The organism is Roseospira visakhapatnamensis, assembly GCF_014197915.1.
GTDB lineage: Bacteria > Pseudomonadota > Alphaproteobacteria > Rhodospirillales > Rhodospirillaceae > Rhodospira > Rhodospira visakhapatnamensis.
In genome coordinates this window covers 21,648-44,617 of the sequence record NZ_JACIGK010000001.1, presented here as the reverse complement: position 1 = coordinate 44,617, position 22,970 = coordinate 21,648, and the positions used below count along the sequence as shown (strand labels likewise).

At 70.8% G+C, this 22,970-nt stretch carries 20 protein-coding genes; 12 read left to right on the top strand and 8 right to left on the bottom strand.

Translation table 11 applies throughout. The annotated features are described in order from the left end of the window. Window positions 1–14: 14 nt before the first annotated feature. The 3 genes from GGD89_RS00180 to GGD89_RS00170 form a co-directional block, all read right to left on the bottom strand. On the bottom strand, window positions 15–869 hold the full coding sequence (locus GGD89_RS00180; RefSeq protein ID WP_184042077.1) for a fumarylacetoacetate hydrolase family protein: 855 nt from the start codon (window positions 867–869) through the stop codon (window positions 15–17). 49 nt (window positions 870–918) lie between these two features. Continuing rightward, entirely contained in the window at window positions 919–2,298 is a 1,380-nt protein-coding gene (locus tag GGD89_RS00175) for an amidase (protein WP_184042076.1), read from the bottom strand. Between the two features lie 189 nt (window positions 2,299–2,487). Beyond that, window positions 2,488–2,895: a hypothetical protein gene (locus GGD89_RS00170; protein ID WP_184042075.1), complete on the bottom strand. Its 408-nt coding sequence runs from the start codon at window positions 2,893–2,895 to the stop codon at window positions 2,488–2,490. 494 nt (window positions 2,896–3,389) lie between these two features. Here GGD89_RS00170 and GGD89_RS00165 point away from each other — a divergent pair, with 494 nt between their 5' ends. Together GGD89_RS00165 and GGD89_RS00160 are read left to right on the top strand one after the other, a co-directional pair. After that, complete coding sequence (locus GGD89_RS00165; RefSeq protein ID WP_184042074.1) at window positions 3,390–4,172, top strand: hypothetical protein; 783 nt, start codon at window positions 3,390–3,392, stop codon at window positions 4,170–4,172. Beyond that, on the top strand, window positions 4,156–4,722 hold the full coding sequence (locus GGD89_RS00160) for a hypothetical protein (RefSeq protein WP_184042073.1): 567 nt from the start codon (window positions 4,156–4,158) through the stop codon (window positions 4,720–4,722). Before GGD89_RS00165 ends, GGD89_RS00160 begins: the two co-directional genes overlap by 17 nt. A gap of 133 nt (window positions 4,723–4,855) precedes the next feature. Here the strand turns inward: GGD89_RS00160 and GGD89_RS00155 are convergent, their stop codons facing one another. Together GGD89_RS00155 and GGD89_RS00150 are read right to left on the bottom strand one after the other, a co-directional pair. Then, entirely contained in the window at window positions 4,856–5,623 is a 768-nt protein-coding gene (locus GGD89_RS00155) for a DsbA family protein (protein ID WP_184042072.1), read from the bottom strand. Between the two features lie 202 nt (window positions 5,624–5,825). After that, complete coding sequence (locus GGD89_RS00150; protein ID WP_184042071.1) at window positions 5,826–7,283, bottom strand: M48 family metalloprotease; 1,458 nt, start codon at window positions 7,281–7,283, stop codon at window positions 5,826–5,828. Here GGD89_RS00150 and GGD89_RS00145 point away from each other — a divergent pair. Together GGD89_RS00145 and GGD89_RS00140 are read left to right on the top strand one after the other, a co-directional pair. Continuing rightward, window positions 7,273–8,751 carry a gamma-glutamyltransferase gene (locus GGD89_RS00145; protein ID WP_184042070.1) on the top strand — a complete coding sequence of 493 codons (1,479 nt, stop codon included), beginning with the start codon at window positions 7,273–7,275 and terminating at the stop codon, window positions 8,749–8,751. The two genes, GGD89_RS00150 and GGD89_RS00145, sit on opposite strands and share 11 nt — an antisense overlap. A gap of 45 nt (window positions 8,752–8,796) precedes the next feature. Further along, window positions 8,797–9,948: a pyridoxal phosphate-dependent aminotransferase gene (locus GGD89_RS00140; RefSeq protein ID WP_184042069.1), complete on the top strand. Its 1,152-nt coding sequence runs from the start codon at window positions 8,797–8,799 to the stop codon at window positions 9,946–9,948. A 31-nt stretch (window positions 9,949–9,979) separates the two neighbouring features. Here the strand turns inward: GGD89_RS00140 and GGD89_RS00135 are convergent, their stop codons facing one another. After that, window positions 9,980–10,585, bottom strand: a complete 606-nt coding sequence (locus tag GGD89_RS00135; protein ID WP_184042068.1) for a DUF6931 family protein — start codon at window positions 10,583–10,585, stop codon at window positions 9,980–9,982. Between the two features lie 102 nt (window positions 10,586–10,687). Next, window positions 10,688–11,275 carry a hypothetical protein gene (locus tag GGD89_RS00130; protein WP_184042067.1) on the bottom strand — a complete coding sequence of 196 codons (588 nt, stop codon included), beginning with the start codon at window positions 11,273–11,275 and terminating at the stop codon, window positions 10,688–10,690. Between the two features lie 210 nt (window positions 11,276–11,485). Here GGD89_RS00130 and GGD89_RS00125 point away from each other — a divergent pair, with 210 nt between their 5' ends. The 6 genes from GGD89_RS00125 to GGD89_RS00100 all read left to right on the top strand — a co-directional run bounded on the left by GGD89_RS00125 (window position 11,486) and on the right by GGD89_RS00100 (window position 15,869). Beyond that, a complete protein-coding gene (locus GGD89_RS00125; RefSeq protein ID WP_184042066.1) occupies window positions 11,486–12,448 on the top strand; it encodes a homoserine kinase in 963 nt (320 codons plus the stop codon). Next, on the top strand, window positions 12,445–12,915 hold the full coding sequence (gene rnhA / locus GGD89_RS00120; RefSeq protein ID WP_184042065.1) for a ribonuclease HI: 471 nt from the start codon (window positions 12,445–12,447) through the stop codon (window positions 12,913–12,915). The genes GGD89_RS00125 and rnhA overlap by 4 nt, the downstream gene beginning before the upstream one ends. A gap of 182 nt (window positions 12,916–13,097) precedes the next feature. Beyond that, on the top strand, window positions 13,098–14,084 hold the full coding sequence (locus GGD89_RS00115; protein WP_184042064.1) for an aldo/keto reductase: 987 nt from the start codon (window positions 13,098–13,100) through the stop codon (window positions 14,082–14,084). A 275-nt stretch (window positions 14,085–14,359) separates the two neighbouring features. Then, window positions 14,360–14,869 carry an Hsp20 family protein gene (locus GGD89_RS00110; RefSeq protein ID WP_184042063.1) on the top strand — a complete coding sequence of 170 codons (510 nt, stop codon included), beginning with the start codon at window positions 14,360–14,362 and terminating at the stop codon, window positions 14,867–14,869. A 32-nt stretch (window positions 14,870–14,901) separates the two neighbouring features. Next, window positions 14,902–15,234 carry a DUF1150 family protein gene (locus GGD89_RS00105; protein WP_184042062.1) on the top strand — a complete coding sequence of 111 codons (333 nt, stop codon included), beginning with the start codon at window positions 14,902–14,904 and terminating at the stop codon, window positions 15,232–15,234. After that, on the top strand, window positions 15,234–15,869 hold the full coding sequence (locus GGD89_RS00100; RefSeq protein ID WP_184042061.1) for an SAM-dependent methyltransferase: 636 nt from the start codon (window positions 15,234–15,236) through the stop codon (window positions 15,867–15,869). Before GGD89_RS00105 ends, GGD89_RS00100 begins: the two co-directional genes overlap by 1 nt. A 5-nt stretch (window positions 15,870–15,874) precedes the next feature. Here GGD89_RS00100 and GGD89_RS00095 read toward each other — a convergent pair whose 3' ends face one another. Beyond that, the gene (locus tag GGD89_RS00095) at window positions 15,875–16,294 is read right to left on the bottom strand and encodes an ectoine synthase (RefSeq protein WP_184042060.1); all 420 of its coding nucleotides are present in this window, start codon (window positions 16,292–16,294) and stop codon (window positions 15,875–15,877) included. 446 nt (window positions 16,295–16,740) lie between these two features. On the opposite strand from GGD89_RS00095, the gene GGD89_RS00090 reads away from it, so the two are divergent. Both GGD89_RS00090 and GGD89_RS00085 read left to right on the top strand, forming a co-directional pair. Then, window positions 16,741–19,920, top strand: a complete 3,180-nt coding sequence (locus tag GGD89_RS00090) for a cyclic nucleotide-binding domain-containing protein (protein ID WP_184042059.1) — start codon at window positions 16,741–16,743, stop codon at window positions 19,918–19,920. A gap of 217 nt (window positions 19,921–20,137) precedes the next feature. After that, the gene (locus GGD89_RS00085) at window positions 20,138–22,963 is read left to right on the top strand and encodes a phosphoenolpyruvate carboxylase (RefSeq protein WP_184042058.1); all 2,826 of its coding nucleotides are present in this window, start codon (window positions 20,138–20,140) and stop codon (window positions 22,961–22,963) included. Window positions 22,964–22,970: the final 7 nt, after the last annotated feature.

Here is a 22,970-nt window from a genome sequence, read left to right as displayed (position 1 = left end):
GGTCCGGGGCCCCGTCACGGGTCGGCGGGGTCGGCGGCCACGCGCTGCTCCTGAATGCCCAGGCCCTCGACACCCAGCCGCATGACGTTGCCGTCCGTGAGATAGACGCGCGGCCGCCGGCCCATGCCCACGCCGGGCGGCGTGCCGGTGGCGATGACGTCGCCGGGGTGCAGGGTCATGATCCGGCTCAGGTAGGACACCAGGACCGCCACGCCGTAGACCATGGTGGCGGTGCTGCCGTCCTGCATGCGCCGGCCGTCCACCTCCAGCCACAGGCGCAGGGCCTGCGGGTCGGGGACCTCGTCGCGGGTGACCAGCCACGGACCCAGCGGACAGAAGGTGTCGCAGCTCTTGCCCTTGGTCCACTGGCCGGCGCGCTTGATCTGGTAGTCGCGCTCCGAGACGTCGTTGACCACGCAGTAGCCGGCCACATGCGCCAGCGCGTCGGCCTCGGCCACGTACTTCGCGGGCGTGCCGATGACCACGCCCAGTTCCACCTCCCAGTCGGTGGCGGTCGATCCTCGCGGCAGGCGTACCGTGTCGTGCGGGCCGCAGATGGCGCTGGTGGCCTTCAGGAACAGCACGGGTTCGGGTGGCACCTCGCCGCCGGTCTCGCGGGCGTGGTCGGCGTAGTTGAGGCCGATGCCCATCACCTTGCCCACCCGGCCCACGGGCGGTCCCAGGCGCACGTCGCCGGGCACCTGGGCGAGGCGGGTCCAGTCCAGCCGCCGCAGGCGGTCCAGCCCCTCGGGCGACAGGGTGTCCCCGGCGATGTCGTCCACGTGGCCGGACAGGTCGCGGGGCCGGCCCTCGGGGTCCATCAGGCCGGGGGACTCCTGACCGGGCGGGCCGAAGCGGATGAGTTTCATGAAGACCTCGGGGCAACCGGAGCGGGGATCTCGGGGACGGGCGGCGGGATCAGGCGGCCACGGCCGGTGCCTCGGCGGCCGGCGAGACCACCGCCTCCACCGCCGCCGCCAGCGCCAGCAGGCGCCGGTCGCGCCCCCCGGCGGCGGCCAGCATCAGCCCCACGGGGGCCTCGCCGGCGCGATGGCAGGGCACCGAGATGGCGCAGCCATCCAGGAAGTTCACCATCGATGTGTTGCGCAGCATCAGCGTGTTGATGTGGGTGTAGGCGGCCTCGGGCTTCAGGGCGTCCACGGGCGGCGCCACCATCGGCGTGGTGGGCAACACCAGGGCATCCAGGCCGGCGGTCTCGGCCAGCACCTGGGCGCGCAGGGAGACGCGGGCGCGTTGCACGTCCACCAGATCGGCGGCCGACATGGCCGCCCCCTTGAGAATGCGGGCGCGAACGCGCGGATCGTACTGGTCCCCGGCGCGGGCCAGCGTCGCGCGATGAATGGCATGCGCCTCGGCCGCCAGCACTCCGCCGCCGGCGTTGATCTCCGGCAGCCGCGCCAGCACCGACAGCGGTACGTCCACCACATGCGCGCCGGCCGCCGTCAGCCGGTCCAGGGCGCGTTCGAAGGCGGCCGCGACCGCCTCGTCCAGGTCGTCCAGCACCAGGGTCCGGGGCACGCCGAGGCGCTGGCCCGACAGGTCCCCCAGGCACGGCGGCGGGGCCAGCGGATCGCCGGTCAGGATGGCGTCCAGCAGGGCGCAGTCCTCCACCGAGCGCGCCAGCGGCCCCACCGAGTCCAGGCTGAAGGAGAGGGCCAGGACACCCTCGGTGGGCACCCGTCGGGCGGTGGGCTTGAAGCCGACGATGCCGCACAGCGCGGCCGGAATGCGGCAGGAGCCGCCGGTGTCGGTGCCCAGGGCGGCGTGGGCCACGCCGTCGGTCACCGACACCGCCGCGCCCGACGAGGACCCCCCCGGAATGCGCCCGGTGGTCCGGTCCCAGGGGTTCAGCGGCGTGCCGTGGTGGGGGTTGAGGCCGACGCCGGAGTAGGCGAACTCCGTCATGTTGGTGCGCCCCAGAATCACCAGTCCGGCGGCGCGCAGGCGGGCCACCGCCGTGGCGTCGCGTGGGGCCGGCGGCGCGTCGGCCCGCACGCGGCTGGCGGCCCGGGTGACCTGTCCGGCTTCGTCGAACAGATCCTTGACGGAGATGGGGATGCCGGCCAGCGGATGGGGCAGGGCGCCGGCGCGGCGCAGCTGGTCCAGGCCGTCGGCGGCGCCCCGGGCGGCGGCGGCGTGCAGCTTGACGTAGATCCGCCGCCCCTCGCCCCCCTGGTCGGCGACACGGTCCAGGCAAGCCTCGACCAGCGCCCGACTCGTGGTCTCGCCCGCCTCCAGGGCCCGCGCCAACGCCCGCAACGTCCGTGTTTCGTCCACCGCACGGTCCCCTGACTGATGCCAAACCGGCCGTCAGCCTAGACCAGGACGCGGGCCGACGGGAAGACCCGGCCCGCGCGACCCACGCGATTTCAACGGCGCCCGATCCGCCCGCGACCCGGGCGGCAACGACCAGGTCGAGTCGCGGCCCGGAGCCCGTTTTCCGGGCGCCCCGATGGTCTGGAGACTCTAATCCGCCAGCACGTTCTTCACGGTGATCAACTCGCTGGCGATGGCCTCGCGCACCGTGGACAAGGCGTGGTCCATCTCGTCGATGCGCTCGCGCATGAACCGCATTTCCTCGATCTCCGCCTTGGTCGGCGGCGCCTTGCCGTTGGCCGAGGCGAGCGCCGTCGCCACGTAGCGGGCGCGCAGGTTGGCCACGCGCCGCGCCAGGTCCAGCACCTCGCCCGGGTCCACCTCGCCCACGGTGCGGGTGATGGCCAGACGCGTCTGCTCTTCCACCACGTGCGACAGGTGGCGGGTGAACTGCTGAGTGGTCAGGCGGCCGGCCGGCAGCCGGTCCTGGGCCGACGGGCCATCGGCCGCGCGGGCCTCGCGCAGTTTTCGCAGGTCGTTGAACGGGGTGACGGACATGGCGGTGGCCTCATGCTCGGGCGGACTCTGTCACCCGATGCAGAAGCAAGCGCGGTGCCAGGGCGGACGCGCCCGGAGAGGCTCGCGGTCCGCCGTGGCGCCGGCAAGTCTTGCCCGTCGCGGCGGCGGGGCGGCGGCAAAATGCGCCGGCCGCGCGGGGGGATTGGGGCGGCGACGGGGGAGCGGCATGGGACGCACACAAAGATGACGCCGGGCCGCGAAAGGCAACCCCAGGCTTTCCAGAGTTGCCATTTTGAGGTAAGTTGTCCGCTCTCCATTCGGGTTGGAGGCGAGAGAGGAACCTCCATCGCGTGCCGATCCGGACAGCGGAGGTCTCCGCCACCGTGAGTCGGACCCGGTGGCGCGCGAGCCCCGAGGAGTCCAGGGCGCGGGCGGCGCGTTCAAGACGACACCCCCCCTCGGGGTGCTTCAGCCTGACGCAAGACCCTGAGCCTTGGAAAGGGAGACGGAGAAAGCTTTCTGAGGGTGGGGTTATGGAAAAAGCAGTAACTGGAATAAAAGAGAGTAATTTTTGGAGAATTTTCAAGAGTTTTTTGGCGTTAATTTCTATCTTTATTATATTATCACTTTTAATTATTGTTAGTCATTATGCCATTATTGAATATACATTTGAAAGAAGTATTATTCTTACTCGATCAAAAGCCGTGTTCTCTGTCGAAGCTTTGGTGCATAGTGTTAATAATGCAATTAACTTTCACCTTCTTGTTATGTTCGGCCTTTATGCAATGATGTACTATGCTTTTGGAAGAATAGCTTTAAAAAATAACGTTCATGTTAGTCTCGGAAAAAAAATAATACTAGCCGTATTCTTCTTTGTATCTTTTTTCTTTTTTTACATTGGATACAAAATAGAACAAGAACTTATGTATCAAGTTTTTCTTCATTCTTTCGACTGGAAAATGATTTATCCATACTTTGATCTAATGGCTACATGCCTTGCAATTAATGCGGGTTTGTGCGCCTATCTGACGTTTGACATGGTTTCATTGAGTACCGGGAAAGGGGAGGCCGACCATGAAGAACCCCGCATCACCGAAAGCCGCACTCTTGCAAATCAGAGGGATCGGACACTTGGGACCTCGAGTGCACTCCGGCCTGAGGACGATAGTGTTTCTTCTCGCGGGGCTGTCGAGTCCCGTCCTGGCCCAGACATCTCCCCAGCAGACGACGACTCAGGAGCCACGGGGCCAAGCCAGCGACACGGCGGCGTCCGTTCCGGTGTTCCTGCCGAATCCGGGCATGGACACGCTGGCTGAGGGTCCCGATGATGCCGTGACCAAGGATGTCAACATGCTCGGCGCGGCGGCCGCGAGCGTCAACATGAACGATGTGATGATCTACGATAGTTCCTATGGGCAATCCCAGGGACGGCAAGCCGATGAAACCGATATGAGCTTTGTGCGCAAGATCTGTTACGATCTCGAGAATCATATTAAACTACAAAATTCGTGCAAGTTTTTCCCGGGTCTTTGCACGGAGACCTACATCAAGGATGCTATTATTACAAGCAATCCCAAGGGAGCTTATGTTTATTTTTATGATGAAAATGATGACCCTAAAGAAAAAATTCGCCCAAGATTTATGACAGATATTAGAGGTGCCCTCAATACAAGAATGGTAGAACAAATGATCTTAAAAAAAGATGGGCATGCGGATTGTCGTCATGGAGAAGATAATTTCTGGGTCGGAGAAGTCTCCAATATCCTGGTGATTCATTGTGATCTCCATGAAACAAATCTGACCAATCCCGCGGACGACAGTGCGGTTCCGGCGGCGTCTCACAACTCCGAACCCCGCTACTTCTAGCGTGGCCCGGCTTCGGTGACGGTGAGGACGCCGGCGGCGTGGGTCTCCCGTCGCTGTCCGGCCAAGCATCGGCATCGGACACGGCCCACCCTCGCGACGGAGGGGCTGAGCAGCCCCCCGCCGCGCCCCGCGCCTATCCTTCCCGCGCGCGGGCGATCACCTCGGTCAGGGTCTCGGCGGAGATGGCGCCGGGGATGACCTCGTCGCCGACGACGAAGGCGGGCGTGCCGCTGATCCCCAGCAGGCGGGCCAGCTTGATGGTCTCGGCGAAGCGGTCGTCCAGCGCCGGGTCGGCCATGTCGGCCTTCAACTGGTCCACGTCCAGGCCGACGGACCGCGCCGTCTGCATCACCGACGCCTCGGACAGGCCGCCGCGCATGGCCATCAGCGCGGCGTGGAAGGCCGGGTAGCGGCCCTGCGCGCGGGCCGCCAGCGCCGCCCGCGCGGCCATGACGGAGTCCGGCCCCAGGATGGGCAGCTCACGGATCACCAGGCGCACGTCGCCGGCGGCCTGCACCACCGAGGCCACATCGGGAAACGCCCGCTTGCAGTAGCCGCACTGGTAGTCGGAGAACTCGACGACGGTGATGGCGCCGTCCGGGTTGCCCAGCACGTCGGCGGCCTCGGCGGCCTCGATGGCGGCGCGATGCTGCTCCAGGGTGGCCGCGACCCGCGCGCGTTCGGCGTCCTGCTGGCGCGACTGATAGATCTCCAGGGCCTCGGCGATGATCTCGGGCTGGTCCAGCAGGGTGTCGCGGACCAGGGCGCGCACCGCGTCCCGCTGGGCGTCGGTCAGGGCGTCGTCGGCCCGGGCGGGCGCGCCAGCGGTCAGGCCCGCCAGCAGCAGGGCGCCCATCAGGGCGAGGGCCGGAAAGGGGACCGGACGGGACAGGATGCTCATGGGGCTCGCGTCTCCTGTTGGGGGGCGGAAGACCCGCGACCACGGGGCTCACGGGTCAAGTCTTGCGGGCCGACTCGTATGGGCAACATACTGGGGATGCGGACCGGTCACCACAAGCGGTCCGCCCCGTCAAACCAGGCCGGCGCCCGAATGCGCGACCCGGATCCCGGGGCGCGGGGTCCGGCGCGGGGCATGCGGGGGGCTAGTCCTTGTCCCGCCGCCGTCGCCGGGCCTCGGTGTCGATGTCCTCCAGGCGCAGCCAGGTGGGCGAGCCGCGCGGCACCTGCGACTGCGCCCGCCCCACGTGGAACAGCGCGCGGTCGTACTCGCCGGAGCGCACGGCCGTCTCGGCCATGGCGTAATCGGCCAGGGCGGACTCGCCCGCGCGTCCGTAGGCCAGGGCCAGCAGCCGCCAGGCCAGCGCGTTGTCGGCGTCGCGGGACACGGCGTTGCGCAGGTTGTCCTGCGCCGCCTTGAGAAGGGCCGTGTCGCCGCTTTCCACCTGGGCATGGGCCAGGGCCACCCGCAGCAACGGTTCCTCGGGCGCCAGGGCGACGGCCCGCTGGTAGTGGGTCAGCGCCTCGGCCACGCGTCCGCTTTCGAACAGCATCTGCCCCTTCAGTTCCTCGAAGAACGGGTTGTCGGGTTCGGCGGTGATCAGGGCGTCGATCAGCGGCACGGCCCGGTCCAGGTCCACCGCCTTGTAGTAGGCGATGGCCCGGGCGTAGTCCGCCGCCGGTCCCTCCAGGTCCTTGTAGCGGTTCAGCGTCTCCGACGGCGGCCGCAGGAAGGCGATGAGCTTGGCGCGCATGCGCGCGTGCATCTCCCGCCACGCGGCCGGCACGCCGGCGCTGGTCGCCCGCGAGCGCTCCAGGTGCGCCTCCATGGCCGACAGCCGGTCCCGGGTCAGCGGGTGGGTGCGCAGGTAGGGGTCCTGATAGGCGCTGCTCAGGGCCTCCTGGTTCTGCAGGGTGCGCATGAAGTCGTGCAGCCCGTCGGCGGGCAGGCCCTCGCGCTCCAACGCCGACAGGGCGAAGGCATCGGCCGAGGATTCCTCGGTCCGGGTATAGGCCAGGAACCCGCGCAGGGCCGACCCCTGAGCCATCGATCCCACCGCCAGGCCCACGTCCGGCCGGCCGGCCAGCGCGCCGGCCGCCGTGCTCACCAGGGTCGCCAGCAGCGCGGTGGTGGTGAACTGCTCGCGCTCGGCATCCAGGCGCACCAGGTGGCCGCCGGCGATGTGGCCGATTTCGTGCGCGATCACCCCGACCAGCGTCTCGACCCGCTCGGTGCGCATCACCAGTCCGGTGTGGATGAACATGCGCTGGCGCGTGGTCACGAAGGCGTTCAGGCTGTCGTCGTTCAACAACCGGATGGTGACCGCGCTCTGCGGGATACCGGCATTGCGCAACAGTGGCGCGGCGTAGGTGCGGATGATACGTTCGATCTCCGCGTCCCGAATCAGGGAGGCCGCCCGCGCGGCCGGCGGGGTGACCACCATCACGATCAGGGCCAGGGCCGTGACCAGGATAGCCGCGACCGCCGTGATCCCCGTCCGCGCCGCCCGGGGCCGGGCGGGGGCGCGGGGCCCGCGACCCCGATCCGGCGCGGGGGTCCAGACCGGACGTGACTTAATACGAAGGATCCGCATGCGCGCCATCAGCCGTCTCCCATCCGCCCATTGCCCGACCGGTCCGCATAAGGGGGACGGTAGCCGCTCCCCCGGACTCCGTCAACGCGGCCCGCTGGCGGCGCTGGCGGCGGGGATCCTGGCCCTGACCCTGGGGGCCTGCGAAAGCGGCCCGCCGCCCGGCACCGTCGGCTATGTGCAGGGATTCGCCGGGCTGGTGGCGACGGACGAGCCGCGCGCCGCCGTGGTGGGGCGCGATGTGCTGTCGGCGGGGGGCACCGCCCACGACGCGGCCACCGCCATCGGCTTCGCCCTGGCCGTGACCCTGCCCAGCGCCGCCGGCCTGGGCGGCGGCGGGGTGTGCCTGATCCACGACCTGGACGCCGACGAGGAGTCCCGGGTCGCCGTCCTGGACTTCCTGCCCACCACCCCCGCCGGCCTGTCGGGACCGGCCCCGGCGTCGCCCGGCGATGCCCCGGTGTCGCTCGACGGGATCGTCCGTCCCGCCTGGGAGCCGGTCGCCGTTCCGGCGCTGGTGCGGGGCCTGTTCGCCCTGCACGCGCGTGGTGGCGTGCTGCGCTGGGAGTCGGCGGTGACCCCGGCCGAGACCATGGCCCGGTTCGGCATTCCCGCCTCGCGCGCCCTGGCCGCCGAGGTGGCCGCCCTGGGCGGACCGCCGCCCGACCCGTCCATGACGGCGGTGTTCGGCCCCGGTCCGCTGGCCGAGGGTCAGGCGATGCAGAACCGCGACCTGGCCCGGGCGCTGGCCGTGGTCCGCACCAAGCCGGGCGACCTCTACGGGGGGCTCACCGGTCGCGAACTGGCCGAGGCGGCGGCCGGCATCGGCCACGACCTGACGGTCTCCGCCATGCGCGACTGGCGCCCGGCGACGCGCGCGCCCGTGCTGCGGGAGACCGGCGGTGACTGGGCCGCCTTCAGCCCGGTTCCCGACAGCGCCGCCCGCCTGGCCGAGCGCTGGGCGGCGGCCGGCGATGGCGACGGCGACGGCGGGGATGAGAACGGCTTGCCACCGCCGCTGCCCAACCTGGCCGCCACCCTGGGGTCGCGCGGGGCCACCAGCTTCGTCGTGGCCGACCGGTTCGGCAACGCCATCGCCTGTGCCCTGACCCTCAACCGCCCGTTCGGCACCGGGCGGATGGTGCCGGGCTTCGGCTTCCCGCTGGCGCCGCCGCCCGGCCCGGACAGTCCGGCGCTGGCGCTGATGCTGCGCTACAACGAACCCACCGCCGATGCCCGCGCCGCCGTGGCCGCCGCCGGGGCCGGCGCGGTGCCGCTGGCGGTGGCCGCCGGGGTGCCGGTGGTCGAGGACGAGGCGCCCGTGCCCGAGGCCCTGGCCACCCTTCCGGCGGGCGGCCTGGGTAAGGGCCTGGTCACGCTGTTCGCCTGTCCGGACGGGGTTTCCGACGGTCCCGGCACCTGCCAGGTGGGCGTGGACCCGCGTGGCGCCGGCCTGGGCCTCCGGGTCGGCCTGCCCTGAGCCCCTCCGCGTGATGTCTTTCCCGATCCCCCCATGGAGTGTCCGATGCCCCTGAAGGTCGCCGCGCGCGCCAAGGTTCCCCCCTTTATCGTCATGGACGTCATGAGCGCCGCCGCCGCCCGCGAGGCCGCCGGCCACCGCGTGCTGCACCTGGAGGTGGGCCAGCCGGCGACCGGCCTGCCCCGGGCGGCGCGCGAGAGACTGACCGAGGTTCTGGAGACCGAGCGCCTGGGCTACACCGTGGCGCTGGGCATCCCGCCCCTGCGCGCGCGCATCGCCCGCCATTATCGCGAGGCGCACGGGGTGGAGGTCTCCCCCGACCGCATCCTGGTCACCGTCGGGTCGTCGGTGGCCTTTCAGTTCGCGTTCCTCGCGGCCTTCGCCGCCGGCGACCGGGTCGGCGTGGCCGCGCCCGGCTATCCGGCCTACCGCCACATCCTGCGGGCGCTGGGGGTGGAGCCGGTGACGCTGCCGGTGGGGCCGGAAACCCGCTATCAGCCCACCGTGGCGCTTCTGGAGCAGGTCGATCCGCCGCTGGACGGCGTCATCGTCGCCAGCCCCTCCAACCCGACCGGCACGGTGATCCCCGCCGACGACCTGCGGGCGCTGGCGGCCTATTGCGACGATCGCGGTATCCGGATGATCTCCGACGAGATCTACCACGGCATCGTCTATGGCGAGCCGGCCCTGTCGGCCGTCGGCCTGACCGAAAACGCCCTGGTCATCAACAGCTTCTCCAAATACTACTCCATGACCGGCTGGCGGCTGGGGTGGCTGGTGGCCCCCGGGGACATGATCCGGCCCCTGGAGTGCCTGGCGCAGAACCTGGTCATCTCCGCGCCCACCCTGTCGCAGTATGCCGGCCTGTTCGCCATGGACTGCGAGGATGAGCTGCAGGCCAACGTGGCCCGCTACGCCCGCAACCGGGACCTGCTGCTGGCGGCGTTGCCGGGCGCCGGCTTCGACCGGCTGGCCCCGGCGGACGGGGCCTTCTATCTGTACGCCGATGTCTCGCGCCTGACCAACGACAGCCAGGAGTTCTGCCGGCGCATGCTGGCGGAGACCGGCGTGGCCGCCACCCCGGGGCTGGACTTCGATGCCGAGCAGGGCCACCGCTTCGTGCGGTTCTCCTTCGCCGGGTCCACCGAGGACATGGCCGAGGCGGCGGAGCGGCTGACCGCGTGGGAGGGCTGTTAGCACGAACGGCGGGCGGTCCGTCGGTCGTCGCTCACCCGACCCGGCCGTTGCCGCCGTTGGCGATGTCGATGCCCTGGCGCACGGCGCGGGCCAGACGCTCCGGCGCCCGCTCCGGGGTGCGCTGCACCGCCGCCAGATGGAGGGCGGCGGTCACGAAGGTGCCCACCATGCCGGGCGGTGGCGCCACTTTGGGGAGGTCCGGCTCGGACAGGGTGTCCCCCGAAAAGAACACGGCGAGCGCGCAGATGGCCCCCAGCCCGGCGTTGCCGGCGGCGTCGGCGCTGGACTGGCAGGCGCGGCGGCCGGCCTCGTCGGGCTGGTAGACCCAGGCCTCGGCGGCGGCCAGGGCGCGGCCCTGCTTGGGCTCCGGCGTCTCACCCAGGACGGCGCGGGCGTTGAGGCACGCCCACCAGATGGCTTCCCGGGGGGGCAGCGCATGCGCCAGCAGCAGCAGCGCCGGCACCGTCTGGCCCTCGGCCAGAAGGGTGCGCAGGCGCGCCGCCGGCGGTTGCTCCTCGGCGCCGGCGGCCACCTCGGCCAGAACCTCGGGCAGGTCGGCCAGCACCGCGCCGAGCGGGGTGGCGGGGATCTTGCTGAGTGGCCCGGGATCGGTCGGCGCGGGGGTGTGATCGGTCATGGCGAAAAACCTCGCTGGCGGTGACCGGGGCGCGCCGGCGCGACGCGGCGGGATCGCGGGCGCCCTTCCCGGATACCGGGCCGGATGCCGGCCCGGGTGCCGTCAGGGGCGGCCGGGGCGCTGGGCGCGGTTGTACTCCAGTTCCTCGGCCGACAGCTGGAACCCCAGGTAGACCGGGTAGGCGGCGCCGCTTTCGCCCAGGTCCAGGGGCAGGCGCAGCCGCAGTTCCTCGCCGACGTAGCGGATGCGGTCGGTGCCCTCCGGGAACACCAGGCGGGCATCGAACACCTTCTTGCCCACGGGGCTGGGGAAGTAGCGCGGCACCGCCACGAAGTACTGGAAGGTCTGGTCGCGCGACCGCGCGCCGGGTCCCAGGGCGGCGGTGAACCCCAGCGTGACCTCCACCTCCACGGCGCGGCCGTCGTCGTCGTACTCGCACGCCCCCTGGTAGCCGACCAGTTCGGCCTCCAGCGTCACGTCGGTCAGGTCGCGGCCGCCGTCGGCGCGGAACTGGGTGAGGGTCGAGGCGGCCCGGTCGATGCGCACCGGCGGGCAGGGGCGCGCTTCCTCGCCGCCGCCGAACACCCCGGAGCAGGCGGTCAGGGCGGGCGCCGTCAGAAGCGACGCGGCGACGAGGACGATGGCTCCCGGGGGGGATCGGCGCGGGCGGGGGGACGGGGCGGCGGCCATGAACGGGGTCCTTGCGCGGGCGGGACGAACGTGGAAGGGCGGGCGGGCCGGCTGGCGCGGCGCGCGCGCATCGGCTACAACGGCCGAACCGGCGTCGCGAAGCCATCCCAACCATACGCGCGCCCATCGGGAACGTCTGCCCCAAAGTCGGCTCCCGACCCCACGCCCGGCGCGTCTCCGCGCCCGTTTTCCTCACGTCCGGCGACCACCATGGCCGTTTACACCGAGATCAGCGACGAGGATCTGGACGCCTTCCTGGAGCAGTACCCGGTGGGCCGGGCGCTGTCCTGCAAGGGCATCGCCGAGGGCGTGGAGAACTCCAACTACCTGGTCCAGACCGAGACCGGGCCGTTGATCCTGACGCTCTATGAAAAGCGGGTGAACCCCGACGATCTGCCGTTCTTCCTGGGGCTGATGGAGCACCTGGCCGACCGGGGCCTGCCCTGTCCGCTGCCGGTGCACGGCCATGACGGACGGGCGTTGCGGACCCTGGCCGGCCGGCCGGCGGCCATGGTCAGCTTCCTCGCCGGGATGTGGCCCCGGCGCGTCACCCCGCACCACTGCGACCGTCTGGGCGGCGCGCTGGCGCGGCTGCATCATGCCGGGGGCGGTTTCGCCATGCGCCGGCGCAATGCCCTGGGGCTGGAGGACTGGCGGCCGCTGTTCGACCGGTGCGCGGGGCACGCGGACGGGGTACACCCGGGCCTGCGGGCGGAGCTGGACACCGCGCTGATGGATCTGGAGGCGTGCTGGCCCGCCGGCCTGCCGGAAGGCGTGATTCATGCCGACCTGTTTCCCGACAACGTGTTCTTCCTGCGGAACGAAATCTCCGGCCTGATCGATTTCTACTTCGCCTGCACCGACGTGCTGGCCTACGACATCGCCGTGTGCCTGAACGCCTGGTGCTTCGAGGGCCGGGGCGAGTTCAACGTCACCAAGGCGCGCCGGCTGCTGGCCGCCTACCAGGCGGAGCGGCCGCTGTCGGACGCCGAGATGGCGGCGCTGCCGCCGCTGGCCCAGGGGGCGGCGCTGCGCTTCCTGCTGACCCGCCTGTACGACTGGGTCAACACCCCCGATGGCGCCCTGGTCCGGCCCAAGGACCCCATGGAGTACCTGCACAAGCTGCGCTTCCATCGCGGGGTGAAGGATCCCGGGGCCTACGGTCTGGCATGACCACCGCCGGACCTGATGACGAGGCGCGGCCGGGCGAGGTGACCCTGGTCACGGACGGGGCCTGTTCGGGCAATCCGGGGCCGGGCGGTTGGGGGGCGTTGCTGCGCTATGGCGACCGGGAGCGGGAGCTGTCCGGCGCCGAGCCCCACACCACCAACAACCGCATGGAGCTGATGGCCGTGATCCAGGGGCTGGAGGCCCTCACGCGGCCCTGCCCGGTGCGCATCGTCACCGACAGCCAGTACGTCATGAAGGGCATCACCGAATGGCTGGCCGGCTGGAAACGCAACGGCTGGAAGACCGCCGCCAAGGCGCCGGTGAAGAACGCGGACCTCTGGCGCCGCCTGGACGCGGCCCTGGCGCCCCATGACGCGCGCTGGACCTGGGTGCGCGGCCACGCCGGCCATCCCGACAATGAACGCGCCGACGCCCTGGCGCGCGCCGCCGGCCGAAACCAGAAACCCTGACGGCGTCGGGGTCCGCGTGGCGCCGGTTCGGACGTCGCTGGAGACGGCCGGCCGCGCCCGGTGATCCGGCGACCCTGGGACCGGCGGACGGGGATGCCCATATAGACGTTGGGGATGTGCGTTGGGGGGCCGGGACCGATATCGCCGGTGTCCTCCACACGCGTTGAACAAGGAGAGTTCCGATGAACCGGAGACACCTGGGACAGGGCCTGGACGTTTCGGCGCTTGGTCTCGGCTGCATGGGCATGAGCGAGTTCTACGGCGACCATGATGACGCCGAGTCCCTGCGGGTGCTGAACCGCGCGGCCGACCTGGGCATCACCTTCCTGGATACGGCCGACATGTACGGTCCGCATCACAACGAGCGCCTGCTCGGGACCTTTCTGAAGCAACGGGGCCGCGCCGGCTTCGAGGTCGCGACCAAGTGCGGGATCGTGCGCACCGACGATCCCATGGCGCGATCGCTGAACAGCCGGCCGGACTACATCCGCGCCGCCTGCGACGCCTCGCTCCAGCGTCTGGGGATCGAGCGGATCGACCTCTACTATCTGCACCGCTATGACGGCGAGACCCCGATCGAGGATGTCATGGGGGCCTTCGCGGACCTCAAGGCGGCGGGCAAGATCGCCCACGTGGGGCTGTCGGAGGTCAAGGCCGAGACGCTGCGCGCGGCGCACGCGGTGCATCCCGTGACGGCGTTGCAGACCGAGTATTCGCTTTGGACCCGCGATGTCGAGGCCGAGGTGCTGCCCGCCTGCCGGGCGCTGGGGATCGGCTTCGTGCCCTATTCGCCCCTGGGGCGCGGTTACCTGACGGGGGCCTTCACGGCGGACACCGCGCTTTCGGCCGACGACTTCCGCGCCCATCTGCCGCGCTTTCAGGGGGCGGCCCGGGACCGCAACCAGGCCATCGTCGACGTGGTGCGGGCGATCGCGGACGAGGCCGGCGCGACCCCGGCGCAGGTGGCGATCGCGTGGGTTCTCTCCCGGGGCGAGCACATCGTGCCGATCCCCGGCACCAAGCGCGTGCGCTACCTGGAGGACAACGTCGCCGCCCTGACGGTGAGCCTGTCGGGCGACATGATGCGCACGCTGGATGCCTTGATGGAAACGCATCCGGTCGCCGGTGCCCGATATACGCCGGTCGGCATGGCCACGGTGGATGGATAGGCGTCATCCGGGGTCCCCTGGCGGCGTCCTCCCGTCGGCGGGCGCCGCCCGGGCCGGTCCGTCACGTCCGGCTCCGGCCCCGAAGGGCCATCCGACCAAGGGCCATCCGACCAAGGGCCATCTTGACGGACGGCCGGTCCCGACCGAAATATGATCGTGGTGCGGGATGCCGCGATGCCCGGTCCGGGGTCGCGGACAACCGTGCCGTGGGATGGCGGACGCCGACGCGTCGGGTCCGCCGACGAACGCGCTCGACCGAGGGAGGCGGACCACCCATGACCCGTGTGTCCGGGTTCAACAGCCCGTTGCTGCTGGGATTCGACCATTTCGAACGGCTTCTGGACCGGGTCCAGAAAAGCCAGGCGGACGCCTATCCGCCCTACAACATCGAGCAGTTGGGGGAAACCCACCTGCGGATCACGCTGGCGGTGGCCGGCTTCGCGCTGGACGACCTGTCGGTGTCCGTCGAGGAATCGCAACTGGTCATTCGCGGCCGCCAGGGGCCAGACGACGGGGACCGCGTGTTCCTGCACCGGGGCATCGCGGCGCGTCAGTTCCAGCGGGCCTTCGTGCTGGCCGAGGGCATGGAAATCGTCGGTGCCCACCTCGCCAACGGACTGTTGCATGTGGATCTCGACCGGCCCTTGCCGCAGCCCCAGGTGCGCCGCATCGCCATCACCAGCGCCGAGGCGTCGCCCGAGACGGGACTGTCGGCGGTGGACGACTCGGATCAGGCGGCCGTGGCGGCCGGACTCGTGCCCGGAGCCATGGCCGGAAAGGCTTGAGCCAGGAGGGGTCAGCCCAGGAGGACTGCGTTATGCGTCAGGACGACCACGATCGCAATGAAGACCATGATGATCCTGTCGGCGCCGGGACCGGCGACGACGTCACCGCGGACGCCTCCGGAGACGAGCGGGGCGGGCGTGTCGGCGACCTGAGCCCGCGCGATTTCGCGCGGCTGGGTCTGAACCACATCGCCTACATCCGCGCCGTGCGCCTGGACGACGAGGGCAACGAGTCCGACCAGGGCGGCCAGGTGGGCTGGTCCATCCACGCCGCCAACGGCGAGCGCATCGGCATGGCGCCGGGCCGTGACCTGGCCGTCGCCGCCACGTTGCAGCACGACATGCAGCCGCTCAGCGTGCATTGATGGCCGATGGCGCCGCGCGCCGTCCGCGTCGCCGCCACTTGGGCGCCGATCCGGCGGCCTGGGACGAGGCGTACCGCGCCGGTGACTTCGCGCGTCTGCACGGTCTGGGGGAAGCGCCGCGCTACGGCATCATCGCCGCGTGGCTCCGGCATCTGGTGCCCGATGGCGGGACGGTGCTGGACGCCGGCTGCGGCGAGGGGGCGCTGTTCCGCCACGTGGTGGGAGAGCGGCCGTCGCTCACCTACATCGGCTTCGACCTCTCGGCCGTGGCCCTGGAGACCGCCGCCCGGATGATCGGCACGGCGGACGCGGCGCGCGCGCGGCTGCGGCGCGCCGGGCTGGCGGACTACAGGCCCGCGCCGGAGGATCCGCCCTATGACGCCATCGTTCTGACCGAGGTTCTCAGCTACAGCGCGGACTCGATCACCTGGCTGGACCGGTATCGGCGGTGGCTGGCGCCGGAGGGCGTGATGGTGGCCACCCTCCAGGTGCCGCGCCGCCCCGACAGCGGCGCCCATGGCCCGTTCAACGCCCTGCGCGCGGCGCTGGACGGCCCCGCGTGGACGGTGCTGGACTCGGCGGACCTGACCAGCCCGCGCGGCGGCAATGCCTGGGTGCTGCGCGTGTTCCGGTAGGGCGGTCACGCCGGCGCGCCGGCCGCCGCCTCGTCCTCCTCGGTGATCAGCGGAAACCCGCCGTCCTCGTCGTGCACCTCGCGGCCCGTCAGCGGCGGGTTGAACACGGCCACCAGGCGCATGTCCTCGCGGCCGCCGCGCACGATATGGCGATCGTGGCGGTCCAGCGCATACAGCGATCCGTCCCGCAGTGGGTGCACGGCGCCGGTCGCCAGATCCTCGATCTCGCCGTCGCCGCCGACGCAGTACACGGCCTCCAGGTGGTGGGGGTAGTGGATGGCGGTCTCGGTGCCCGCCTTGATGATGGTGTCATGCAGCGAGAAGCCCATGCCGTCCCGCCGCAGCAGGAAGCGGCGGCTGATCCAGGTGCCGCCGTCCACCTCGGCGTCGGTGCCGAGCAGGTCGTCCAGGTGCTTGATGATCATCGGATGATGGCCTTCATGATGCGGGTGGTGGCGTCGGCGCCGTCACGCCGGCCGCCGGACTCACGACGTCCCGTCGTCCGTCGGGCGGCATCATACCAGTGGCGGATGAGTGTGACTCATCCGCCCCCGGGCGCCTTGCAGGCGCCCGGATGTTCCAGATCTTGGCACCGCAAAGCGGTGCCAGGGCGGTACCGGCCCGCTCCCCCTCCCGGCCACCCCAAGTATACTGCCCCAAGGAAACACTGGGGGGTGGCCGGGAGGGGGAGCGGGCTGGCCACGGACTGCAACGGTCATTCTCAATGACCGTTGGCATCATACAACCCCCGCTTGGAAAGGCAGCCCCGGGCGGGGCGCGTGATGACCCGGCGACGGGGCACGGACCCCCTTCCCAGGCGCGCCGGACGCGGGCATCCTGTGCCGGTCTCCGAAAACCAGGGATGGCCCCGATGCCGCCATCGATCTTCCGCTTTGTCTGGTCGTTCAGCCGCGGCCAGCAGGTGCGCGTGCTGCTGCTGACGGTGATCTCGTTCCCGTTCCTCTACGTCTCGTTCGAGGTGCCCAAGCGCATCATCAACGACGCCATCGGTGGCGGAGACGGCGCCCGAAGTTTCTTTGGCCTGGACATGGACCAGGTCACCTATCTCTGGGTGCTGTGCGGCATTTTTCTCGCGCTCATGTTGATCAACGGCGGCTTCAAGTACGCCATCAACGTGTACCGCGGGGTGATCGCCGAACGCATGCTGCGGCGCCTGCGCTATATGCTGATCGAACGCATCCTGCGCTTCCCGCTGCCGCATTTCCGCTCGGTCAGTCAGGGCCAGACGGTGGCCATGATCTCCCAGGAGAGCGAGCCCCTGGGCGGTTTCTTCGGCGATGCCCTGGCGCTGCCGGCCTTTCAGGGCGGGATCCTGCTCACCATCCTGACCTTCATGTTCATGCAGGACCCGGTGCTGGGGGCGGCGGCCATCGCCCTCTATCCCATTCAGGTCTGGCTGATCCCCAAGCTGCAACGCAAGGTCAACGCCCTGAACAAGGAGCGGGTGCGCACCCTGCGGCACATGTCGGACCGGATCGGCGAGACGGTCTCCGGCGTGGCCGACATTCGGGTCAATAACACGGAACGTTATGAACTGGCCGGTTTTTCCAGTATCCTTCACCACATATATTTTATCCGCTTCGACATCTATAAATATAAATTTCTGATTAAGTTTCTCAATAACTTCTTTTCCCAGGTCACGCCCTTCTTCTTTTATGCCATTGGCGGGTACCTGGTGATTCGCGGCGACCTCTCCATCGGGGCCCTGGTGGCCGTGCTGGCCGCCTACAAGGACATCTACGGCCCGTGGAAGGAGTTGCTGCGCTACTACCAGACCATGGAGGACGCGCGCGTCCGCTATGGCGTGCTGATCGAGCAGTTCGCGCCCGACGGCATGCTGCCGACCACCCGAACCCTGGCGCCTCCGGGGGCATCCGGGGTGTCGGCGTCGGAGTCCGGCGCGACCTCTGCCCCGGCACCGTCCATGCCCACCTCCCGGAGTCGGCTTTCGCTGACCGCCGGCGTGGTGGAGACCGACGACGGTACCCGCCCGGTCGACGGCGCCACCCTGAGCCTGACCCTGAACCAGCACGTGGCGCTGTTGGGCCACACCGGCAGCGGCCGGCCGGAACTGGCGCAGGTGCTCGCCGGTCTGCTGCCGCTGTCGCGGGGGCAACTGACCCTGGACGGCCAGCCGCTGGGGGCCCTGCCGCCGGCGGTGATGGGCCGCTGGGTGGCCTATGTGGACCAGGACTCCTACCTGCGGGCCGGCACCCTCGGCGAAGCCCTGCACTACGGCCTGAAGCGGGCGCCGGCCGACGGGGCGGGCGCGGTGCGCGAGGGGCGCGACCGGCGCGAGGCCGAGATGAGCGGCAACGCGGTGGAGCGGGACGACGGACCCTGGAGCGGCGGCGAGGGCGACGACGGCGAGTCCGACGACCCCCTGGCGGCGCGGGCGCGCCGGGTCCTGGCCCGCGTCAGCCTGGAGGACGATGTGATCGCCTTCGGTCTGCGGGCGGTGATCGATCCGGCGGACCGTCCCGACCTGACCGAGGCCCTGCTGGAGGCGCGCGCCCGCTTCGCCCGCGACCTGGAGGCGGCCGGCCTGGGGGATCGGGTCGAGCGATTCGACCCGGCGCGTTACAACCACAGCGCCAGTGTCGCCGAGAACCTGGTGTTCGGCATCACGCGGGGCGCGGGCGGCCCGGGCGGGTCCGGTCCGGGCGGGCCGCTGGCCGCGCATCCGGCCTTCGGTCAGGCGCTGCGCGCGGTGGACCTGTGGGACGAGTTCCTGGACATCGGCCTGAGCCTGGCCCAGCGCATGGTGGAGCTGTTCCGCGACCTGCCGCCGGGCCACGAGTTCTTCGATCGCTTCGGGTTCTTCGACGCCGCCGCGCTGGACGACCATCGCCGCATCCTCCGTCAGGCCAAGGCCAAGGGGGCGGCCAGCCTGTCCGAGGCGGACCAGGACACCTTGCGCGGCCTGACCCTGGCCCTCACGCCGGCGCGCCACCGCCTGGGCCTGATCGGCGAGTCGCTGCAGGCGCGCATCGTCGCCGCGCGGTCCACGGTCCAGGCGACGCTGGCCGAGGCCGCCGGCGCCGACGGCATCCAGGTGCATGGCCTCGACCCGGAGCGCTACAACCCGGCGGCGACGGTGCGGGTCAACGTGCTGTTCGGGCGTGTCGCCGTGGACCGTCCCGATGGCGAGGAGCGGGTCCGCGAGGTGCTGACCCGGGTGCTGGAGGCCCAGGACCTGACCGGGCCGTTGATCGACCTGGGGCTGGACACCGATATCGGCATCGCCGGCCGCCGGCTGTCGGGGTCCCAGCGGCAGAAGCTGCTGGTGGCCCGGGCGCTGATGAAGCGGCCCGGCCTGCTGGTGCTCAGCGGCGCCACCGGGGCGCTGGACAGCGGCGCGCGCGAGGCCCTGGCGCGCGGCGCGCGCGACGAGATGGCCGGCCGTGCCCTGGTGTGGGCCGACAGCGAGCCGCCGGACCCGGCCATGACCTTCGACCACGTCTGGCGGGTCTCGGGGGGCAAGGTGGTGAGCACGCCGTCCGACGAGGTCGAGGCGGAGACGGAGGTGAAGGCCCCGTCGCCGGACGAGGCGGCGGCGCCGCCCAGCGACGACAAGGAAACGTCGGCCATCGCCCGCGAGGCCGCGATCCTGAAGCGGCTGGCGTTCTTCGCGGGACTCGACCTGTCCACCCTGAAGCTGCTGGCCTTCGCCAGCGCCCGCGTCGTCTACCGCGACGGCGAGGTGGTCATGCGCCAGGACGAACCGGGGGACGTGGCCTACGTGATCATCGAAGGCACCGCCCAGGTCGTGCTGGAGGTCGGCGGCGACGAGACGATCATCGCCGAGCGCGGCCCCGGCGACCTGGTGGGGGAACTGGCGCTGCTGTGCGAGGCGCCGCGCACCGCCACCGTGCGCGCCAAGGGCACGCTGGAGGTGCTGCGCATCTCCGGCGAGGTGTTCGTGCGGCTGATCGAGGACAACACCCAGGTGGGCGCGGTGCTGACCCGCACCATCGCCAAGCGTCTGGAGACCGTGATGCGCCAGATGGGGCAGGGGGCACGGAAGTAGGGCGCGGCGACCGGCGCGCGGCCGTCACGCAAGGGTCTTGATCGACGGCGTTGCGTTGACGCGCGAAACCGGTACCTTGCAGATGGTTCGGCCGAACGGGGCGCGCGCATGCCGCGTGAGAGTCTGATGCGCCCTGTTCCTCGTTGTCGGCCGACGCCGCCCCCGAGTTCCCGCTTGATCCTCGGTCCGTCTCCCTCCGGATGCGCAGAGACCCGCCATGCCCGCCAGCAACACCGCCCGCCTGACCTCCCGCCTGACCGACGATGCCGCCCTGCCCAAGGTCGATCAGGATCTTAGGCACCTCATGGATGCGTTCGCCGAGGTGTTGCGCGATATCGGAGAGTCGCCGGTGGCCGAGCGTCTGCCCTGGCCGCGCACCGACACCGCCCTGGTGGCCACCGATCCCGACGGCGCCAACACCTGGCCGGAGGATCCCCACGACCCGCTGGCGACTCGCTGCGTCGAGGCCCGCTCCATCGCCTTCCAGATCCTGCAGCAGGCCGAGGAAAACGCGCTTGCCCAAACCCGCCGCCAGGTGGAGTCCGGTGGCGCCCTGGAGGCCGACTCCGGCTCGTGGGAGCAGGTTCTGGTGCGTCTGGCCGCCGACGGCTGGACGCCCGAGGAGATCGCCAAGGCCCTGGGCGACATCCGCGTCGAACCGGTGCTGACCGCCCACCCCACCGAGGCCAAGCGGGCCAGCGTGTTGCACCATCATCGCGCGGTCTACCGCCTCCTGGTGGACAACGAGAACCAGATGTGGACCCCGGGCGAGCGCGCCGCGTTGCGCGACGAGACCAAGGCGGCGCTGGAGCGGCTCTGGCGCACCGGCGAGATCCTGCTGGAAAAGCCCACCGTCGAGGGCGAACTGGGGATCATCCTGTACTTCCTGGGCACCATGTTCCCGCAGGTGCTGCCGTGGCTGGAGCGGCGCTTGCGCACCGCCTGGACGCGGGTCGGCTTCGACCCCAAGCTGCTGGACGATCCGACCCGCCGGCCGCGCGTCAGCTTCGGCACCTGGGTGGGGGGCGACCGCGACGGTCATCCCTTCGTGACCCCCGAGGTGACCGCCTGGGCGCTGGAGCAGCTGTCGGCGATGGCCCTGGAGAACCTTCGCCACCGGCTGGAGGCGCTGGCCGCCGGCCTGTCGCTGACGGTCTCGCGCCAGCCGGCGCCGCCGGCCCTGATGGCCCGCATCCAGGCCCTGACCGAGGACCTGGGCGCGCCGGGCGACGCGGCGCGGTCCCGCAATCCAGGCGAGCCGTGGCGCCAGTTGGTCAACCTGATGATCGCCGCCCTGCCGCCGGCCGCCGGTCCCGTGCCCGAGGGCCACTACCGGCGTGTGGAGACCCTGATGGCCGACGTGGACCTGCTGGGCGACACGCTGGTCGCGGTGGGCGCCCGCCGCCTGGCGATGCGTGACGTGGCGCGGGTGCGCACCCTGGTGCGGTCCTTCGGCTTCCACCTGGCGGTGCTGGACATTCGCCAGAACAGCGCCTTTCACGACCGCGCCCTGGCGCAGTTGCTGGTGGCCGCCGGCATCGACGGTGGCGCCGACTTTCCAACCTGGGACGAGGCCCGGCGGGTGGCGTTCCTGAGTGCCGAACTGGCCTCGCCGCGTCCGTTCGTGCACGACGGCGAACGCGTCGGCACGGAGGCGGCCAGCGTGCTCGGCTGCCTGCGGGTGGTGGCGGAGCGGGTGCGCGCGCGCGGCACCGATGGCCTGGGGGCGCTGATCGTCAGCATGACGCGCGGCCTGTCGGACCTGCTGGTGATCACCCTGCTGGCCCGCGAGGCCGGGTTGCTGCACGTGGAGCCGGGCGCCTCGGCCGCCTGCCGCCTGCCGGTGGTGCCCCTGTTCGAGACCATCGAGGACCTGGACCATGGGGCCGGCATTCTGGAGGCCTTCCTGTCCCACCCGGTCACCCGCGCCAGCCTGGAGCGCCAGCGCGCCGACAGCGGCGCCGCCGACCTGGTGCAACAGGTCATGGTCGGCTACAGCGACAGCGGCAAGGACGGCGGCCTGATGGCCAGCCAGTGGGGCCTGCATCGCGCCCAGGCGGCCATGGCCGAGGTGGGGCGCCGCCACGGCGTGCGCATCCGCTTCTTCCACGGCCGTGGTGGCACCATCAGCCGGGGGTCCGGCCCCACCCATCGCTTCGTGCGCGCCCAGCCCTTCGGGGCCATCGCCGGGGACCTGCGCCTGACGGAGCAGGGCGAGACCATCTCCCAGAAGTACGCCAACATCCCGACCGCCTCCCACAACCTGGAACTTCTGGAGGCCGGTGCCCTGAATGCGACGTTGCGCGACCGGCGCGGCCCCCCCTCCGACCATGGCCTGGGACCGGTCATGGATCGCCTGGCCGAGGTCAGCCGCCTTCGCTATCGGGAGCTTCTGGAAGCCGACGGCTTCATGACCTTCTATGCCCAGGCCACGCCCATCGACGTGATCGAGTCCAGCCGCATCGGCTCCCGCCCGGCGCGGCGCAGCGGCCGGCGTACCCTGGAGGACCTGCGCGCCATCCCCTGGGTGTTCGCCTGGAGTCAGGCGCGCTTCCTGGTGTCCGGCTGGTTCGGCGTGGGAACGGCGCTGGAGACCCTGCGCGCCGACGACCCCGACGCCTTCGAGCGCCTGGCCGAGACCAAGCGCGCGGTCAAGTGGCCGCCGCTGCACTACCTGATCAGCAACGCGGCCACCGCCTGGGCCTCGGCCGACGCCGACATCATGCGCCGCTACGCCGCCCTGGTGGACGAGGCCGAGATCCGCGATCGCCTGTTGGGCCTGATCCTGGAGGAATACGAGCGCACCCGGACCAGCCTGGAGGCCATCTACCAGGGACCGTTGTCGAAGACCCGGCCCCGCGTGGCCCGCGCCCTGGACCTGCGCGCGCCGGCGCTGGAGCCGCTGCACCGTCAGCAGATCGCCCTGCTGCGCGACTGGCGGGCGTTGCGCGCCGCCGGCAAGGACCATCAGGCCGAAACCCGCCTGCCGTCGCTGCTGCAGACCGTCAACGCCATCGCCGCCGGCCTGGGGGCGACCGGGTAGGGGGAAC

Coding starts and splice junctions, on each gene's coding strand:
- GGD89_RS00180 (WP_184042077.1), bottom strand. CDS start 869: ATGAAACTCATCCGCTTCGGCCCGCCCGGTCAGGAGTCCCCCGGCCTG.
- GGD89_RS00115 (WP_184042064.1), top strand. CDS start 13,098: ATGAACCGGAGACACCTGGGACAGGGCCTGGACGTTTCGGCGCTTGGT.
- GGD89_RS00155 (WP_184042072.1), bottom strand. CDS start 5,623: ATGAGCATCCTGTCCCGTCCGGTCCCCTTTCCGGCCCTCGCCCTGATG.
- GGD89_RS00105 (WP_184042062.1), top strand. CDS start 14,902: ATGCGTCAGGACGACCACGATCGCAATGAAGACCATGATGATCCTGTC.
- GGD89_RS00100 (WP_184042061.1), top strand. CDS start 15,234: ATGGCCGATGGCGCCGCGCGCCGTCCGCGTCGCCGCCACTTGGGCGCC.
- GGD89_RS00090 (WP_184042059.1), top strand. CDS start 16,741: ATGCCGCCATCGATCTTCCGCTTTGTCTGGTCGTTCAGCCGCGGCCAG.
- GGD89_RS00110 (WP_184042063.1), top strand. CDS start 14,360: ATGACCCGTGTGTCCGGGTTCAACAGCCCGTTGCTGCTGGGATTCGAC.
- GGD89_RS00125 (WP_184042066.1), top strand. CDS start 11,486: ATGGCCGTTTACACCGAGATCAGCGACGAGGATCTGGACGCCTTCCTG.
- GGD89_RS00165 (WP_184042074.1), top strand. CDS start 3,390: ATGGAAAAAGCAGTAACTGGAATAAAAGAGAGTAATTTTTGGAGAATT.
- GGD89_RS00085 (WP_184042058.1), top strand. CDS start 20,138: ATGCCCGCCAGCAACACCGCCCGCCTGACCTCCCGCCTGACCGACGAT.
- GGD89_RS00140 (WP_184042069.1), top strand. CDS start 8,797: ATGCCCCTGAAGGTCGCCGCGCGCGCCAAGGTTCCCCCCTTTATCGTC.
- GGD89_RS00095 (WP_184042060.1), bottom strand. CDS start 16,294: ATGATCATCAAGCACCTGGACGACCTGCTCGGCACCGACGCCGAGGTG.
- GGD89_RS00160 (WP_184042073.1), top strand. CDS start 4,156: ATGGACACGCTGGCTGAGGGTCCCGATGATGCCGTGACCAAGGATGTC.
- GGD89_RS00135 (WP_184042068.1), bottom strand. CDS start 10,585: ATGACCGATCACACCCCCGCGCCGACCGATCCCGGGCCACTCAGCAAG.
- GGD89_RS00145 (WP_184042070.1), top strand. CDS start 7,273: ATGCGCGCCATCAGCCGTCTCCCATCCGCCCATTGCCCGACCGGTCCG.
- GGD89_RS00150 (WP_184042071.1), bottom strand. CDS start 7,283: ATGGCGCGCATGCGGATCCTTCGTATTAAGTCACGTCCGGTCTGGACC.
- rnhA (WP_184042065.1), top strand. CDS start 12,445: ATGACCACCGCCGGACCTGATGACGAGGCGCGGCCGGGCGAGGTGACC.
- GGD89_RS00170 (WP_184042075.1), bottom strand. CDS start 2,895: ATGTCCGTCACCCCGTTCAACGACCTGCGAAAACTGCGCGAGGCCCGC.
- GGD89_RS00130 (WP_184042067.1), bottom strand. CDS start 11,275: ATGGCCGCCGCCCCGTCCCCCCGCCCGCGCCGATCCCCCCCGGGAGCC.